A 13,339-nucleotide genomic window follows, 5' to 3' on the forward strand; every position below is an offset into this window, starting at 1 on the left:
AGGCTTGCGCCCATTGTCCAATATTCCCCACTGCTGCCTCCCGTAGGAGTCTGGGCCGTGTCTCAGTCCCAGTGTGGCGGATCATCCTCTCAGACCCGCTACAGATCGTCGCCTTGGTAGGCCTTTACCCCACCAACTAGCTAATCCGACTTAGGCTCATCTATTAGCGCAAGGTCCGAAGATCCCCTGCTTTCCCCCGTAGGGCGTATGCGGTATTAGCATTCCTTTCGGAATGTTGTCCCCCACTAATAGGCAGATTCCTAAGCATTACTCACCCGTCCGCCGCTAGGTCAGGTAGCAAGCTACCTTTCCCCGCTCGACTTGCATGTGTTAAGCCTGCCGCCAGCGTTCAATCTGAGCCATGATCAAACTCTTCAGTTTAAAATCAATAGTGCTTTATTCAAAACACCAAATCTTGGCTCATCAATTTTCTGACATTCATTTCTCAAATAAACTTCGAGTAATTTCTACCATCAATCAATGAAAATAATTTCGATCAATCAACCAGTAAAAATCCACACAAGTTGTTCTTCATAATCTCTTAATGATCTTCTTGCTACTTCGTCAGCAGCAAGCTAGGTCGGCTATATTACTCTCTATCTCTAGAAAGTCAACCAGTAAATCAGATTATTTTTAAACTTATCAAATAAAACCTAACTCAACCAATCTTAACTAAGTTACTGTTTTATCAGAAGTTTTAATCTTCATCACCGCCGATGGATGTGCATTCTACAGTATTTCACTCCACGTGCAACCCCCTTTTTCAACAAAAATTACCGTCTGTTTATTTATTCTACAAAAAACCAGTTTTTCTCTATCTTTTGACTAAAAATGGTACAGAATCGGGCACGTTACTTAATATTTTTTCTTCTTTGCTGAGTTCCTGGAAGCGCAAAGCTCGGCAATCAATGTATTCAATATAGCCCCCTTCCCCATTTTCTTCCTGATCATTAATCTTTACCTGATAGCTAAAACTACCCACATAGCCTGCCCCAAGACCAAATTTAAAATCACCTCGACTTTGTCCTTGAATTGAAATCTGAATTCCATCTTTACTTTCACAGTGCCATTCGAATTCACGTGGTAAATACATTTTCTGGCCATTTGGTGTGGTCACACTTGGATAGACCCGATGCACTTTAAAAATTACCTTTTCATCCAGCATTTGGGTCTGCTGGCTTTCCAGATCTTTATAGTAAATACGGGACTGGATAATCTTGTTAAAGCTATCTCGTACCTGAACCAAAATAACCTGCCGGTTTTGACTCAGATTAATCATCTGATAAGTCAAGAAAGCAAATGGCAAATAGGGAAACTTGAAACTACGGGCATATTCAAAGCTGCCCAGACTTTCGATTTGGTATTGTTGATCTTTATATTGAATGACACCTTCACACCAGCATGGAATCGACCAATAATCCGCCAGAGAAAATCGAAGCTGGGTAAAGTGGGTAATCAACTCGATAGCTCTAATTTTCAAATCAACACTGAGCTCTTCATCCTGGCGGGTGAAATGAAATTCCGGAAATATACTGCTCAATTGCTCACGTGTATGAAAATTAAAGTTACAGCTTTCAAAGCGACACTCATTTTGGATGGAATAATGATTCAACTGACCAACCATGTGCGGACTGGTACTACAGATTACCGTTGCTGTATCCAAGGCATCCGTATGAATGGCATCCGGATTACATAGCATCGGTACATTCGGCTGACCGATCATGCTAAAAAAATTGAAATAATGCAATGGCGCAGGCAGATTGGGAATAACAAAACGATGGTGAATATATTTATATTTTTTATTAGGACCGTGACAGGCCAGATCGGCCTGGGCAGCAGGAGTCTGATTCAGCTGTTTCGAACGATCCAATAAATCCTGAAGAAACGCCATATCAGACTCTCCTGCATACTAGCTCACTTGTCGTTTCGCCATAAAAGTCGTAACAAAACCAGACAAAGCATAAATTACAGAGATAACCAGAATCCCGACCGGAATGTTGTAAGTCATCGCTGCAAAGATAAATACGGCGATTGGCAAGACAAAAAATGGAACCCGCTTACGCTCTACCGTTTTAAAAGAATAGTATTTGATATTAGAGATCATCAGCAAACCGGTAATCACAATCGCAACGGCATTGATGATCTGAACCACTGAATCTTTAATATCGAAAATTTCCGGGAAATCTAAACCAACCCAGACCAGCGAAATAATCATTACGGCAGCAAGTGGACTCGCGACACCAATAAAGTAGCGCTTATCAACTACACCGATCTGCACATTGAAACGTGCCAGACGGAAAGCCGCACAAGCGGTATAAACAAAACATGCCGCCAGACCGATCCGGCCCAACTCACTTAAGCCCCAGCTGTACATCAAGATAGCCGGTGCCACACCAAAGGCCAGCATATCCGATAGCGAATCAAACTGTTCACCGAACGGACTTTGCGCACCAATGGCACGTGCAACACGGCCATCTAGACCATCCAGTAATGCTGCAATAAAGATCGCATAAATGGCTTGCTGAAAATTGCCATTCATACTGGCAATAATTGAGTAAAAACCTGCTAACAACGCTGCAGTTGTAATCAGGTTCGGCCATAGATAGATACCTCGACGCTTAATTTTCTGCCCTTCCTGAGTATGCTCCTCTTCTTCCACCTCAAAGGTGATGCCATCAAAAGGTGCTTCGGTGGAAGAGTCACGTTCCGGTTTGCTTATATTTGTCATTCTTGTCGATCCTAGCTATGACCTGATCTTAAAAAAAATTATTCGCCTACTAACCAGCGAACTGCGGCGTGACCACCAGTTTCCTGCATACGTAAATGCGGGAATAACCATTGAAGTGCTTCATCAGCATCTTCAGAGAACTTCCAAGGTGGGTTAATCACCAACAGACCACAACCATTTAAACCAACAGGAGTGTCGTCTGGCCATACACATATTTCACAGATCAGCTGACGGCGAATACCGGTCTTGAACATTTTTTTCTCGAAACGCTCAATCATGGCACGGTCTTTAATTGGATACCAAACAGCAAATACGCCTGTCGGCCATTTTTTATAAGCTGCTGCAATCAACTCGACTAACTGAGGGAAATCTTTACGTTCCAGCTCATACGGCGGGTCGATCATTACCAGACCGCGTTTTTCTTTCGGTGGAATGACTGCGAGCAAACCTTCATAAGCATCACGCTCATGCAGACCAGCACGCTTGTCAAAAATATTCTGATCAAGCTGCTGGAAGACATCACGCTGCATTTCAAAAATGGTGGCTTTGTCGATTTCACGCATGCCTTCAAGGGCAAACCACGGGGAACCCGGATACGCGCCTTTACCAAAACTTTCACGCATTTTTTCAACAATTTTTAAATATTGCTGTATGCCTTCAGGGGCATTGCGCTTAATCGAATCATCCAGTTTAATCAGGCGATGAATACCGTTTAAGAACTCACCAGACTTCTGCGCTTCTGAAGTCGACAAGTCATATTTACCTGCGCCGCCATGCGTATCAATATAACGATATGGCTTGTCTTTATTATTAAGGCGAGACAAAATCTGAAGCAATAACACGTGCTTCATGACATCGGCAAAGTTGCCTGCATGGAAGTGGTGACGATAATTCATGTTTCAATTATTCCTAAGATCAATAGCTATTTTAACATGAAAAACTGATTCGTTCAGAAACGATTATTGCTCTAAAATAGCAAACCTTTTTTACCACACGCTCGAGAATTGAAAAATGGAAGCAGTTGTCATCCCAGGGGATTGGAATGTTGATCAAATCTTAGATGATTTAGATCAACATGGCTTTAGTGTTATTGACGGTGCTTATTCAATTGAATATCAACATGCGGTCAGTCAAGAATGCCTAAGTCACTTAAACGAATTTCGTGATGCCGCGATTCAAAATGGCGTAGTAAGTAACATCCGCAGTGATCATATTCTTTGGTTACAACCTGAATTTCAAATCTCTCACCAACATACCAAAACCCTGCAACAATTTTCTCAAGTTTTAAACCGCGCATTTTATTTGGGTATTAAAGATGTCGAAGCACATTTTGCCTGCTATAACGCAGGTGAATTCTATGCTCTTCACCGCGACAACCCGCAAGGTAAGAATGGCCGCATGATTTCCTCGGTATATTATCTGCATGAAGAATGGCAAGATGACTGGGGGGGTGAACTACATTTACAAGATAAAAATGGACAGTGGCATGCGATTTCACCTAAGCCCAACCGTTTAGCATTCTTCCAAAGTGATTTATTGCACGAAGTATTAGTAGCCAAACATCAACGTTTATCCATTACCGCGTGGTTACGCTCAGATACCTCTTTAATCTAGCCTTTAAAAGCAGACAATCATCCTCATATAGCAATCATTAAGACACGAGGACTGCGTTCATGCGACCAACCACCAAAGAGATCATTGCACGCATTGGTGAAACAGATCAGCTATTTTTAAATGGCAATACCCCTGAGCTGGCGCTTGAACGGGCTGACCTTCGCCTACAACTGGTAGCGATCAGCCAGTTACGTCAGGAACAGGTGCATTTTCTGCAAGAAGCGATTGTTCTGCTGGAACAAGGTCGAATCGAGTTTGAAGAAATGCCACTCGATCTTTATATCAATCTGTCATTGCATTTGGCTAAAGCCTACATGATCTATTTTGAACTGACTAAAGAAAATCGCTATGCACTGATTACCCAGCAGATTTTAAAACCGATGACCCGTTATGAGCATGCGGATATCTATTTCTTCCTGGCATATGCCTCAGCAAGCAAAAAAGAACCGGCTATGACCCGTCACTGGTTAAATAAATACAGTAAATTGAACAATTTTGATCTGGAACTGGTAGATCAACATCCAGCATTTGCAGAATACCGTCAACAGGACTGGTTTATTCAAATTCTACGCAGCCGGATGCATTAAAACTGTGAAATTATTCTTATAAAAAATGCCTCATGAATGAGGCATTTTTTATAACTAGTTTTATTTTCTTAAGCTAGTCGACGGCGATCGGCATCTAAGTGTAACTGTTGATTCAGTTCATCAACCCAAATTGCCCAGTCATCGTCTTGTACCAAATGACTAATTAACAATGAACGCTGTGCTTTATTCCAGAAATGCGCATCATGCAATGAGATTTCCTTAGGTAACTGATGAGTACGTACATATAGCTCAATGGCAGCAGGACTATTCGGCAAACCAAGTTGCGAAAATAATAGGGGTAAGGATGGTTGCATTGTTCCGAGCATCTCGCCCTCCTTATATCAGTTAACTTGTAATTCTTTATATAACTAACTTATAAGATAAGACAAAAAAAACCTAGTCCTGTGACTAGGTTTGTTTGTATCTTTTTGTATAAAAGTGGACTAAGCGCTTTGCTTATCACTCTCTACATGCAGTAATTGATTGAGCTTATCAATAATTACAATCCATTCATCATCTTGATGCCAATGTTCACGAAGAAATGCACTCTGCCCCTCACTCCAAAATTCCGCATCTGGCAGAATAACTTCAGATGGAAGCTGATGGGTACGGGTAAATTCATCAATCGACCTTTCATCTGCTGGCAGGCCGAGTTGTTCAAATAATAATTCTAAAGTAGGTTGCTGTTCCAATACCATTTGATTGCTCCGTAATAGAAATAAAAAATAATTTGCTGCTAGTTTTTTAACGTTCAAGGATGTGAGGAGGTCGGCAGATCACAAGTACCTGAACCCTCTGCTTCTATATGCAATTGTTCATTCAGTACATCGACAAAAATGGCCCAATCATCATCTTGCTTCCAATGCCCAATTAGAAAGTCATGTTGGTTCTTGGTCCAAAAAGGTGCTTTATGTAATGGCACATCCATCCCGATCTGATGGGTTCTGATAAATTCATCGATTGCTTCAGGGCTTGAATCCAAGCCGAGTTGCTCAAAAAAAACTTCCATGGTAGGTCGCTGCTCTAACATCTCAGTACCTCCTCTTTTATTGATGACTCTGCTTACAAATTAAACGACTTATATACAAAGTTCAGTTGTCGCTCTTTGACAGGATGTTATTTTTTGTTCTTAGGATATTCTGAAATAAAAAAAGCACTCCATTTGGAGTGCTTTTTTTATTTAATCTTAAAAGACTAAATTAGTTAAGCATGTCAGCCACTGCTGCGCGCTCTTCTTCAAGTTCGTTCAATGTAACATTGATACGTTCACGGCTGAATTCGTCGATTTCAAGACCTTGAACGATTTTGTATTCACCGTTTTCAGTCGTTACAGGGAAACCGAACATTACGCCTTCAGGGATACCATAAGAACCGTCAGAAGGAATACCCATCGTTACCCATTTGCCGTTAGTGCCAAGAGCCCAATCGCGCATATGATCGATTGCAGCGTTTGCAGCAGAAGCAGCAGAAGACAGACCACGTGCTTCAATGATCGCAGCACCACGTTTACCAACTGTTGGAAGGAATACGTCTTTGTTCCATGCAGCATCGTTGATTTTGTCTTTCAAGCTTTCGCCGTTTACGTTTGCAAAACGGTAGTCAGCATACATCGTTGGAGAGTGGTTACCCCAAACAGTCATGTTTTCGATGTCAGAAACTGCAACACCCGCTTTTTGCGCAAGTTGAGTCAACGCACGGTTGTGGTCAAGACGTAACATTGCTGTGAAGTTTTTCGCTGGAAGATCTGGCGCAGATTTCATTGCGATGTAAGCATTTGTATTCGCAGGGTTACCCACAACAAGCACTTTAACGTCACGGCTAGCAACTTCGTTCAGTGCTTGACCTTGACCGATAAAGATTTCGCCGTTTACCTTAAGAAGGTCAGCACGTTCCATACCAGGACCACGTGGACGAGAACCTACTAACAATGCATAGTCAGCATCTTTGAATGCAACTTTAGGATCATCAGTACCGATCATGCCTGCCAATAATGGGAAAGCACAGTCGTCAAGTTCCATCATCACGCCTTTAAGCGCTTGTTGAGCTTTCTCAACAGGAATTTCTAATAATTGAAGAATAACTGGTTGGTCTTTACCCAACATTTCACCGCTAGCGATACGGAATAATAGGCTGTAACCAATTTGACCAGCAGCGCCAGTAACGGCAACGCGAACAGGTTGCTTCATGTAATTATCTCCAATTGAGAGGATAGTCAATGCGGATTAAATAGCTGTTCTATCTAATCTTAATAATCATAAACGGCAAAGATTGTACTCCAATCCTTTCGGAGATGCATGTAAAAGCGAATGAATTCCAACAAAAGTCTGATAGGAAATATAAATTAATTTGGCTGAAAAGCTTAGTATGTACCTTTAATTGTAATGTTCTGAGGGCAGGTATTTACTACACTGCTCGGACATTGCTTATATTGGCCATTGCTGCGATAGCACACCTTAACCGCAGTCAGCAGGCTGACACTACGGTTGGTCTGGCAGTTAAACCGGATGCCGCTGGCGGGTAATTGCGGATTAATCTTAAGGAATTTTGTACGCAATGTATTAATCGACATGACCATGTTTTCTTGGTCTGTCAGTTCCTGTGGTACTTTCAGACGATCCGCATAATTAATAATGGTCCGAAAATACTGGCTGGCACTCATGGGAATACACCCTCCAATACTCTGCCATAAGCGTGCCCGTGAAGCCTCGTCCGGCATGACACGAGCAACCACCTTGGCTTGTAAAGGTGGAAGTGCGGATGAAGTCTGCGTGCTGCAATCCTGTTGACTGGTTTCAGGAAATAAGCCGGAGATATTCAAGGAATAACCTTCCAGACATTTTCGCTTTTTGGCCAATTCAGGATACAGACTGCAAAGTGCGGGAACCATCTGCACATCCATGATATAGCCCGTCGGTGCCGCAAGCGTAGGAAAACTTCCTCCTGCGACTATACAAGCAGAAAGCCATACTGATACTCGACGACTATTCATTAACTTCATGAATAATTCACTATCCCTAAATCATTAATTTTTATTGTGTACTACGTAGCGGAATTGCTTGCATACGTTTCCCGATTGATTGTGCTCCCTGGCCCAATAGGATGCCATAATGTGTCGCATTGGTCATGACATGTTTCACATAATCCCGTGTTTCTAATAAAGGAATGGTTTCCGTGTACTGATCTGCTGCTAGATTCTGTAAGTCTGGCTGCCAACGGCGTGCGCGATTCGGTCCGGCATTATAACCTGCCGTTGCTAAAACAGGACTGTTGCTGAGCTGGCGTTGAATCGTAGACAAATAGAAGGTGCCATAACGAATATTGGTATTCATATCGCTTAATGCTGCCGGATTATAGGTTTCGCCCATCTGACGCGCGACCAGTTTGGCCGTATCTGGCATGATCTGCATCAAGCCACCTGCCCCGACATGTGAACGCGCCACAGTATTAAATCGGCTTTCCTGACGCATCAAACCATAAGCCCATGCCGGATCAACACTGGCATTCTGGCTATGGCTGACCACATAATTTCGATATGGCATTGGGAAACGGTAATCATAGTTGTGCTTATTCACTGTACGATCTGCAGCATAAATAGCACGGTCATGCCAGCCCATATCATGCGCACGTTTCGCTGCGGCAAGCAGTAGATCATCATCATGTTTCAAGTAAGCCTGACGCACGGCCCAGTTCCATTCACGGTTTACATACGCAGCTGAAGCATTGATATTACGCAAGGCAAAAGCACGGCGGAAATGAATATCCTGATTCAGGCGTTGCATGGCCTGAGCAGAAGGCTGTGCGGATTTCGGCGTACCTAAGGTTAACTGTCCTAAGCGGTCACGTGCCAGCAAGTTATGATAATCATCACCAGTGGCCAGTTTTCGATAAATATCTTCAGCTGCTTTTTTTGATGCTCGGTCTGAGCGCTGTTCACTTGCACGAGCCAGCCAGTATTGCCAGCGGTCTTCCTGTTTCTGGGTCACACTCATCGCATCAATCGCCCGAATCAGACTTTCCCAAGCGCTAAAGCGAATCGCCTGACGTGCATAAATTTCTGCTTCTTCCGGACTAAATGACAGGCCATAACTCAGATCCAGATAATTCAGGACTTCACGATTAAAGTTGTTCTTCATCACCGTGGTGCCACCGATATAGCCGACTACACGGTACAAAGCTTTTTGGATCTGTTCAGGGGTGCCTTCAGCAGTACGTCGCACACTCGAAAATGCTGTATTCAGATCACTATCCGCCAGTCGCCCCATGGCATACACCAGATAAGCATGATCAGCAGTGGTCGCTTTGGGTGCCGTCCATAAATAGGCTGTCGGATTGGCCTGAATGCTATTAAGCTGCGCCAAAGAAAGGTTGAGGCCGATACTCTGGGCGGTCGCAATCGCCTGTCCAGACTGACCGGCACGCAATTGTGTCCAGAGTCGTTGCTGACGGTCTTCAATGGTTAATAAGGGACTGGACAGCATCATTCGACCTAAACCGGCACAGGATTCCGGTTGAGAATTGGTGGTCAGCCAGACATCTTTATATTCGGCATAGACCAGAGGATCACCACTTTTGGCACGTACCTGAGCAATCGCGCAGCTTTCTGCCTGATCTGGATTGGTTACATATTGCAAGACTGGCTGTGCTGCTGAAAAATCGGCCTGCTTTACTTTTTCTTCAACATAGTCTGCTGCCAGCTTTTCTGCCATGGCAGATTGCGGATAACGCTGGGCAAAATTAATAATCTGACTGGCCGGCTGCATACCAAGATTTTGATTCAGAATCCAGTATTCCGGGTAGTAACCCAAGGCATCATTTTGCATGGCTGCACGATACTGTTGTAATAATTCAATATTTCCAGCATTTGCCGCAGTGAGTGCGTCATTAAATTGTTCTTCGGCAGCTTGAACGCCCATTGAACTCAGACAGGCCATCCCTACAGTGAATAATCTTGAATATTTATGTGTACTTATAATCTGTTTCAACATTAACTTAACTTCTATCATGTAGTTCGTGCCAGACAATTTTGTTCAACATCGATGCTAGTTTATAAATTCTAGACCGACTCTACTGTTCTCTTATGTAACCTTATGATTCAGCAATATTAATTTTCAAACATTTTCTGTCCATAAATCAATATTTTCAGGCCACCAATAAAGGCTATAAGTTTAAGCGACTTTCCTGCTAAAATATGCGACTTCCAAAAAATTCATTCTGTGAATTGAATTCTAATTGACCTGATTCGCAGATTAATAAGGTCGTCCGTTCACAATTTAAACGTATTATCCCTAGGAGCCTTCATGACGGTTCAAACCTTCATTCCGAAGAGTGCCCCAGCTGCCTCAGAAAACACTGTTACCCAGCCAGCGCAAACCCCAGCCCACGATGCTGCAGTCAAAAAACTGTACATTGAAACGCAAGGGTGTCAGATGAATGAGTATGACAGTCATCGTATGGCCGACCTTTTGGGCGACTCACATGGCTATGTGCTAACCACTGACCCTAAAGAAGCAGATATTCTTCTGATGAATACTTGCTCAATTCGTGAAAAAGCACAAGAAAAAGTATTCTCTGAATTGGGTCGCTGGCGCAAACTAAAAGAAAAAAATCCGGACCTGATTATTGGTGTGGGTGGCTGTGTTGCTTCACAAGAAGGTGATAACATCCAGAAACGTGCCAATTATGTTGACATGATTTTTGGTCCACAAACCCTGCACCGTTTGCCGCAAATGCTGGATCAGCACTTTGAGCAAGTGGAAAAGCCAAAAAAAGACAAAATTAAACTGGTCGATATTTCCTTCCCGGATATTGAGAAATTCGACTTTCTGCCTGAACCACGTGTTGAAGGTTATAAAGCCTTTGTATCAATTATGGAAGGCTGTTCAAAATACTGTTCTTTCTGTGTAGTGCCATATACCCGCGGTGAAGAAGTATCACGTCCGCTGGATGATGTCCTGGCAGAAATTGCAGGTCTGGCAGAAAAAGGCGTGCGTGAGATTTCATTGCTGGGTCAGAACGTAAATGGCTACCGTGGTGAAACCTTTGATGGCAAGATCTGTACTTTTGCCGATCTGTTACGTTTAGTTGCAGAAATTCCAGGCATTGGCCGCTTACGTTATACCACGTCGCATCCGCTCGAATTTAATGATGACCTGATTCAATGCTATCGTGACCTGCCACAAATGGTGTCACATCTGCATTTACCAGTACAAAGTGGTTCCAATGACGTCCTTCAGGCGATGAAGCGTAACCATACGATTGATGTCTACATCGAGAAGATTGCCAAACTCCGTAAAGTCCGTCCGGATATGCACCTATCTTCAGATTTCATTATTGGTTTCCCGGGTGAAACCGATGAAAACTTCGAAGAAACATATCAGTTTATTAAAGATATGGACTTTGATCATTCGTACAGCTTTGTGTATTCAAAACGTCCGGGTACGCCTGCTGCGGAACTTGAAGACACTACACCTGAACAGGTGAAAAAAGAACGTCTGGCAAAAGTTCAAAAATGGATCAAGCAATCCAGCATTGAGAAAACGGATGCGATGCTTGGTACCATTCAACGTGTTCTCATTGAAAAAGTTTCTGACAAGGATCCAAATGTCCTGGTAGGCACCGCAGATAACACACGTTATGTGACATTTATCGGTGATCCTGCATGGGTTGGACGTTTTGCCGAGATTGAAATCACTGAAATAAAAACACTCAATTTAGTTTACGGTGAGCTATTGAATCTTGAGCCTGACGTGGCGTAATGTAGGGATATAAGAACCTATCTCTATAAGGAACTCTCTTTGACAGCAGCGATTCGACGTACAGTAGCTTTTCCTGGAATTTCAATGGACCGTTTACAGAGCATGCTCGGTGCTTATAACGGTCATTTGAAGCAAATTGAACAACGTTTAGACGTCAAAGTTTCCCATCGAGGCGACAGCTTTTTTATTGATGGTGAGATCGATGCCGTTGAGAGAGCGGAGTTGCTCCTACAGCGACTTCATGAAGAATCTGAACAGAGCGGTCAGATCAGTGCAGATACCCTGCACCTGATGATCCAAGGCAGCCAAACCGACCGTGAATTGCAGGACGACCTGCATGATCAGGAACATACTGGTCTGGACAATGTCTGGTTGCAGACTCGCAAAGGCCGTATCAATCCACGCGGTGCCAACCAGAAACGTTATGTGCAGCGCATTCTGCAAAGTGACATTTCTTTCGGTATTGGTCCTGCTGGTACAGGTAAAACCTATCTGGCGGTAGCAGCTGCAGTGGACATGCTGGAACGTAATGAGATTCAGCGTATCCTCCTGGTACGTCCTGCAGTAGAAGCCGGTGAAAAACTCGGCTTCCTGCCGGGTGATCTGTCACAAAAAATCGATCCATACTTACGTCCGCTTTACGATGCCCTGTATGAAATGCTGGGTTTCGAAAAAGTAGCCAAATTGATTGAACGTCAGATCATTGAAGTGGCACCACTGGCTTATATGCGTGGTCGTACCTTGAATCACTCCTTTGTGATTCTGGACGAAGCACAGAACACGACACCTGAACAGATGAAAATGTTTTTGACCCGTCTGGGCTTTGGCTCTCGTGCAGTGATTACCGGTGACGTGACCCAGGTCGACTTGCCACGTGGTCAGCAATCTGGCTTGGCTCATTCACTTCGTGTATTGGAAAATGTGAAAGAGATTCATATCACCCGCTTCCATTCCCGTGATGTGGTACGTCATCAGCTGGTTCAGAAAATCGTTGAAGCCTATGAGGGCTGGGATAGTGAACAACAACGTTTATCTGCCGAAGCACGTGCCGAACGCAAAGCACGTCAGGAAGCCTTGGTCGCTGAAAATGATGCGGCAGCTGACGCCCAGCATTAATATTTATTTTTAAGGATTTGTTTTGAAACTTAGTCTTAGTCTACAACAGGATTTTCAGGCACCTGAACTCGTGATTAAGCGTGCCTATATCAAGAAAGTTGTAGAAACTGCTTTACGTCATATCGGTACGCAAAGCGATTGTGAAATTGGTATTGCCTGTGTCGACAATGATGAAAGCCACAAACTGAATCTGGAATATCGCGGAAAGGACAAACCCACCAATGTGTTGTCTTTTCCAAGTGATCTTCCGGATGAAATGGCAGAAGTTTTGGATGCTTTTCCGATTGGAGACTTGGTTATCTGTATTCCAGTGGTATTGCGTGAAGCCGTTGAACAAGGCAAAGCACCTTTGACTCACTTTACCCATATGCTGGTTCATGGCACCTTGCACCTGATGGGCTATGATCATGAAACTTCAGAAGAGGATGCAGAAGAAATGGAAAGCATTGAGATCGAGATTCTGGCAAAACTCGGTTTTGCAAATCCATATCTGGAAAGAGACTAAAATTTTCCGATTATAAAAAGTGAGCTTCGGCTCG

14 protein-coding genes and 1 rRNA gene (1 of these 15 only partly in view) are annotated in these 13,339 nt (G+C 43.4%); 5 read left to right on the top strand and 10 right to left on the bottom strand.

Annotation, left to right across the window (positions count from 1 at the left end):
• The 4 genes from F899_RS15475 to F899_RS13320 form a co-directional block, all read right to left on the bottom strand.
• Positions 1-381 (bottom strand): 16S ribosomal RNA (locus F899_RS15475) (it extends 2,054 nt beyond the left edge of the window).
• 433 nt (positions 382-814) lie between these two features.
• Positions 815-1,891: a DUF6670 family protein gene (locus F899_RS13310; protein ID WP_005223298.1), complete on the bottom strand. Its 1,077-nt coding sequence runs from the start codon at positions 1,889-1,891 to the stop codon at positions 815-817.
• 18 nt (positions 1,892-1,909) lie between these two features.
• The gene (gene pssA / locus F899_RS13315) at positions 1,910-2,728 is read right to left on the bottom strand and encodes a CDP-diacylglycerol--serine O-phosphatidyltransferase (protein ID WP_004809697.1); all 819 of its coding nucleotides are present in this window, start codon (positions 2,726-2,728) and stop codon (positions 1,910-1,912) included.
• Between the two features lie 38 nt (positions 2,729-2,766).
• A complete protein-coding gene (locus F899_RS13320; RefSeq protein ID WP_004809698.1) occupies positions 2,767-3,624 on the bottom strand; it encodes a 23S rRNA (adenine(2030)-N(6))-methyltransferase RlmJ in 858 nt (285 codons plus the stop codon).
• A gap of 115 nt (positions 3,625-3,739) precedes the next feature.
• On the opposite strand from F899_RS13320, the gene F899_RS13325 reads away from it, so the two are divergent.
• Positions 3,740-4,342: a 2OG-Fe(II) oxygenase gene (locus F899_RS13325; protein ID WP_004809701.1), complete on the top strand. Its 603-nt coding sequence runs from the start codon at positions 3,740-3,742 to the stop codon at positions 4,340-4,342.
• A gap of 59 nt (positions 4,343-4,401) precedes the next feature.
• On the top strand, positions 4,402-4,929 hold the full coding sequence (locus tag F899_RS13330) for a hypothetical protein (protein WP_004809702.1): 528 nt from the start codon (positions 4,402-4,404) through the stop codon (positions 4,927-4,929).
• A 68-nt stretch (positions 4,930-4,997) separates the two neighbouring features.
• Here the strand turns inward: F899_RS13330 and F899_RS13335 are convergent, their stop codons facing one another.
• The 6 genes from F899_RS13335 to F899_RS13360 all read right to left on the bottom strand — a co-directional run bounded on the left by F899_RS13335 (position 4,998) and on the right by F899_RS13360 (position 9,860).
• Positions 4,998-5,255, bottom strand: coding sequence for a DUF2789 family protein (locus F899_RS13335; protein WP_004809704.1), 258 nt, complete (start codon positions 5,253-5,255; stop codon positions 4,998-5,000).
• 117 nt (positions 5,256-5,372) lie between these two features.
• Positions 5,373-5,627, bottom strand: a complete 255-nt coding sequence (locus tag F899_RS13340) for a DUF2789 family protein (protein WP_004809708.1) — start codon at positions 5,625-5,627, stop codon at positions 5,373-5,375.
• Positions 5,628-5,680: 53 nt separating this feature from the next.
• Positions 5,681-5,959 carry a DUF2789 family protein gene (locus F899_RS13345; RefSeq protein WP_004809710.1) on the bottom strand — a complete coding sequence of 93 codons (279 nt, stop codon included), beginning with the start codon at positions 5,957-5,959 and terminating at the stop codon, positions 5,681-5,683.
• A 169-nt stretch (positions 5,960-6,128) separates the two neighbouring features.
• A complete protein-coding gene (locus F899_RS13350) occupies positions 6,129-7,115 on the bottom strand; it encodes a malate dehydrogenase (protein WP_004809714.1) in 987 nt (328 codons plus the stop codon).
• A gap of 173 nt (positions 7,116-7,288) precedes the next feature.
• Positions 7,289-7,927 (bottom strand): ribonuclease T2 family protein, encoded by a 639-nt coding sequence (locus F899_RS13355; protein WP_004809716.1) that lies wholly within the window; start codon positions 7,925-7,927, stop codon positions 7,289-7,291.
• 31 nt (positions 7,928-7,958) lie between these two features.
• Positions 7,959-9,860 (bottom strand): lytic transglycosylase domain-containing protein, encoded by a 1,902-nt coding sequence (locus F899_RS13360; protein WP_228127304.1) that lies wholly within the window; start codon positions 9,858-9,860, stop codon positions 7,959-7,961.
• A gap of 366 nt (positions 9,861-10,226) precedes the next feature.
• Here F899_RS13360 and miaB point away from each other — a divergent pair, with 366 nt between their 5' ends.
• Genes miaB through ybeY form a run of 3 tightly spaced genes read left to right on the top strand, consistent with a single transcriptional unit; the run spans position 10,227 to position 13,305 of the window.
• Positions 10,227-11,684 (top strand): tRNA (N6-isopentenyl adenosine(37)-C2)-methylthiotransferase MiaB, encoded by a 1,458-nt coding sequence (gene miaB / locus F899_RS13365; protein WP_005223305.1) that lies wholly within the window; start codon positions 10,227-10,229, stop codon positions 11,682-11,684.
• Between the two features lie 39 nt (positions 11,685-11,723).
• Complete coding sequence (locus tag F899_RS13370; protein WP_005223307.1) at positions 11,724-12,800, top strand: PhoH family protein; 1,077 nt, start codon at positions 11,724-11,726, stop codon at positions 12,798-12,800.
• A gap of 22 nt (positions 12,801-12,822) precedes the next feature.
• Positions 12,823-13,305, top strand: a complete 483-nt coding sequence (ybeY, locus tag F899_RS13375; RefSeq protein WP_005223309.1) for an rRNA maturation RNase YbeY — start codon at positions 12,823-12,825, stop codon at positions 13,303-13,305.
• Positions 13,306-13,339: the final 34 nt, after the last annotated feature.

The organism is Acinetobacter sp. CIP 101934 (assembly GCF_000369585.1).
GTDB classification, from domain to species: Bacteria; Pseudomonadota; Gammaproteobacteria; order Pseudomonadales; family Moraxellaceae; genus Acinetobacter; species Acinetobacter schindleri.

Excerpts from the sequence above, each read along its gene's own strand:
- F899_RS13355 (WP_004809716.1), bottom strand. The coding sequence starts at position 7,927 with ATGAAGTTAATGAATAGTCGTCGAGTATCAGTATGGCTTTCTGCTTGT.
- F899_RS13340 (WP_004809708.1), bottom strand. The coding sequence starts at position 5,627 with ATGGTATTGGAACAGCAACCTACTTTAGAATTATTATTTGAACAACTC.
- F899_RS13325 (WP_004809701.1), top strand. The coding sequence starts at position 3,740 with ATGGAAGCAGTTGTCATCCCAGGGGATTGGAATGTTGATCAAATCTTA.
- F899_RS13360 (WP_228127304.1), bottom strand. The coding sequence starts at position 9,860 with ATGGCCTGTCTGAGTTCAATGGGCGTTCAAGCTGCCGAAGAACAATTT.
- F899_RS13350 (WP_004809714.1), bottom strand. The coding sequence starts at position 7,115 with ATGAAGCAACCTGTTCGCGTTGCCGTTACTGGCGCTGCTGGTCAAATT.
- pssA (WP_004809697.1), bottom strand. The coding sequence starts at position 2,728 with ATGACAAATATAAGCAAACCGGAACGTGACTCTTCCACCGAAGCACCT.
- F899_RS13330 (WP_004809702.1), top strand. The coding sequence starts at position 4,402 with ATGCGACCAACCACCAAAGAGATCATTGCACGCATTGGTGAAACAGAT.
- F899_RS13345 (WP_004809710.1), bottom strand. The coding sequence starts at position 5,959 with ATGTTAGAGCAGCGACCTACCATGGAAGTTTTTTTTGAGCAACTCGGC.
- miaB (WP_005223305.1), top strand. The coding sequence starts at position 10,227 with ATGACGGTTCAAACCTTCATTCCGAAGAGTGCCCCAGCTGCCTCAGAA.
- F899_RS13320 (WP_004809698.1), bottom strand. The coding sequence starts at position 3,624 with ATGAATTATCGTCACCACTTCCATGCAGGCAACTTTGCCGATGTCATG.
- F899_RS13310 (WP_005223298.1), bottom strand. The coding sequence starts at position 1,891 with ATGGCGTTTCTTCAGGATTTATTGGATCGTTCGAAACAGCTGAATCAG.
- F899_RS13335 (WP_004809704.1), bottom strand. The coding sequence starts at position 5,255 with ATGCTCGGAACAATGCAACCATCCTTACCCCTATTATTTTCGCAACTT.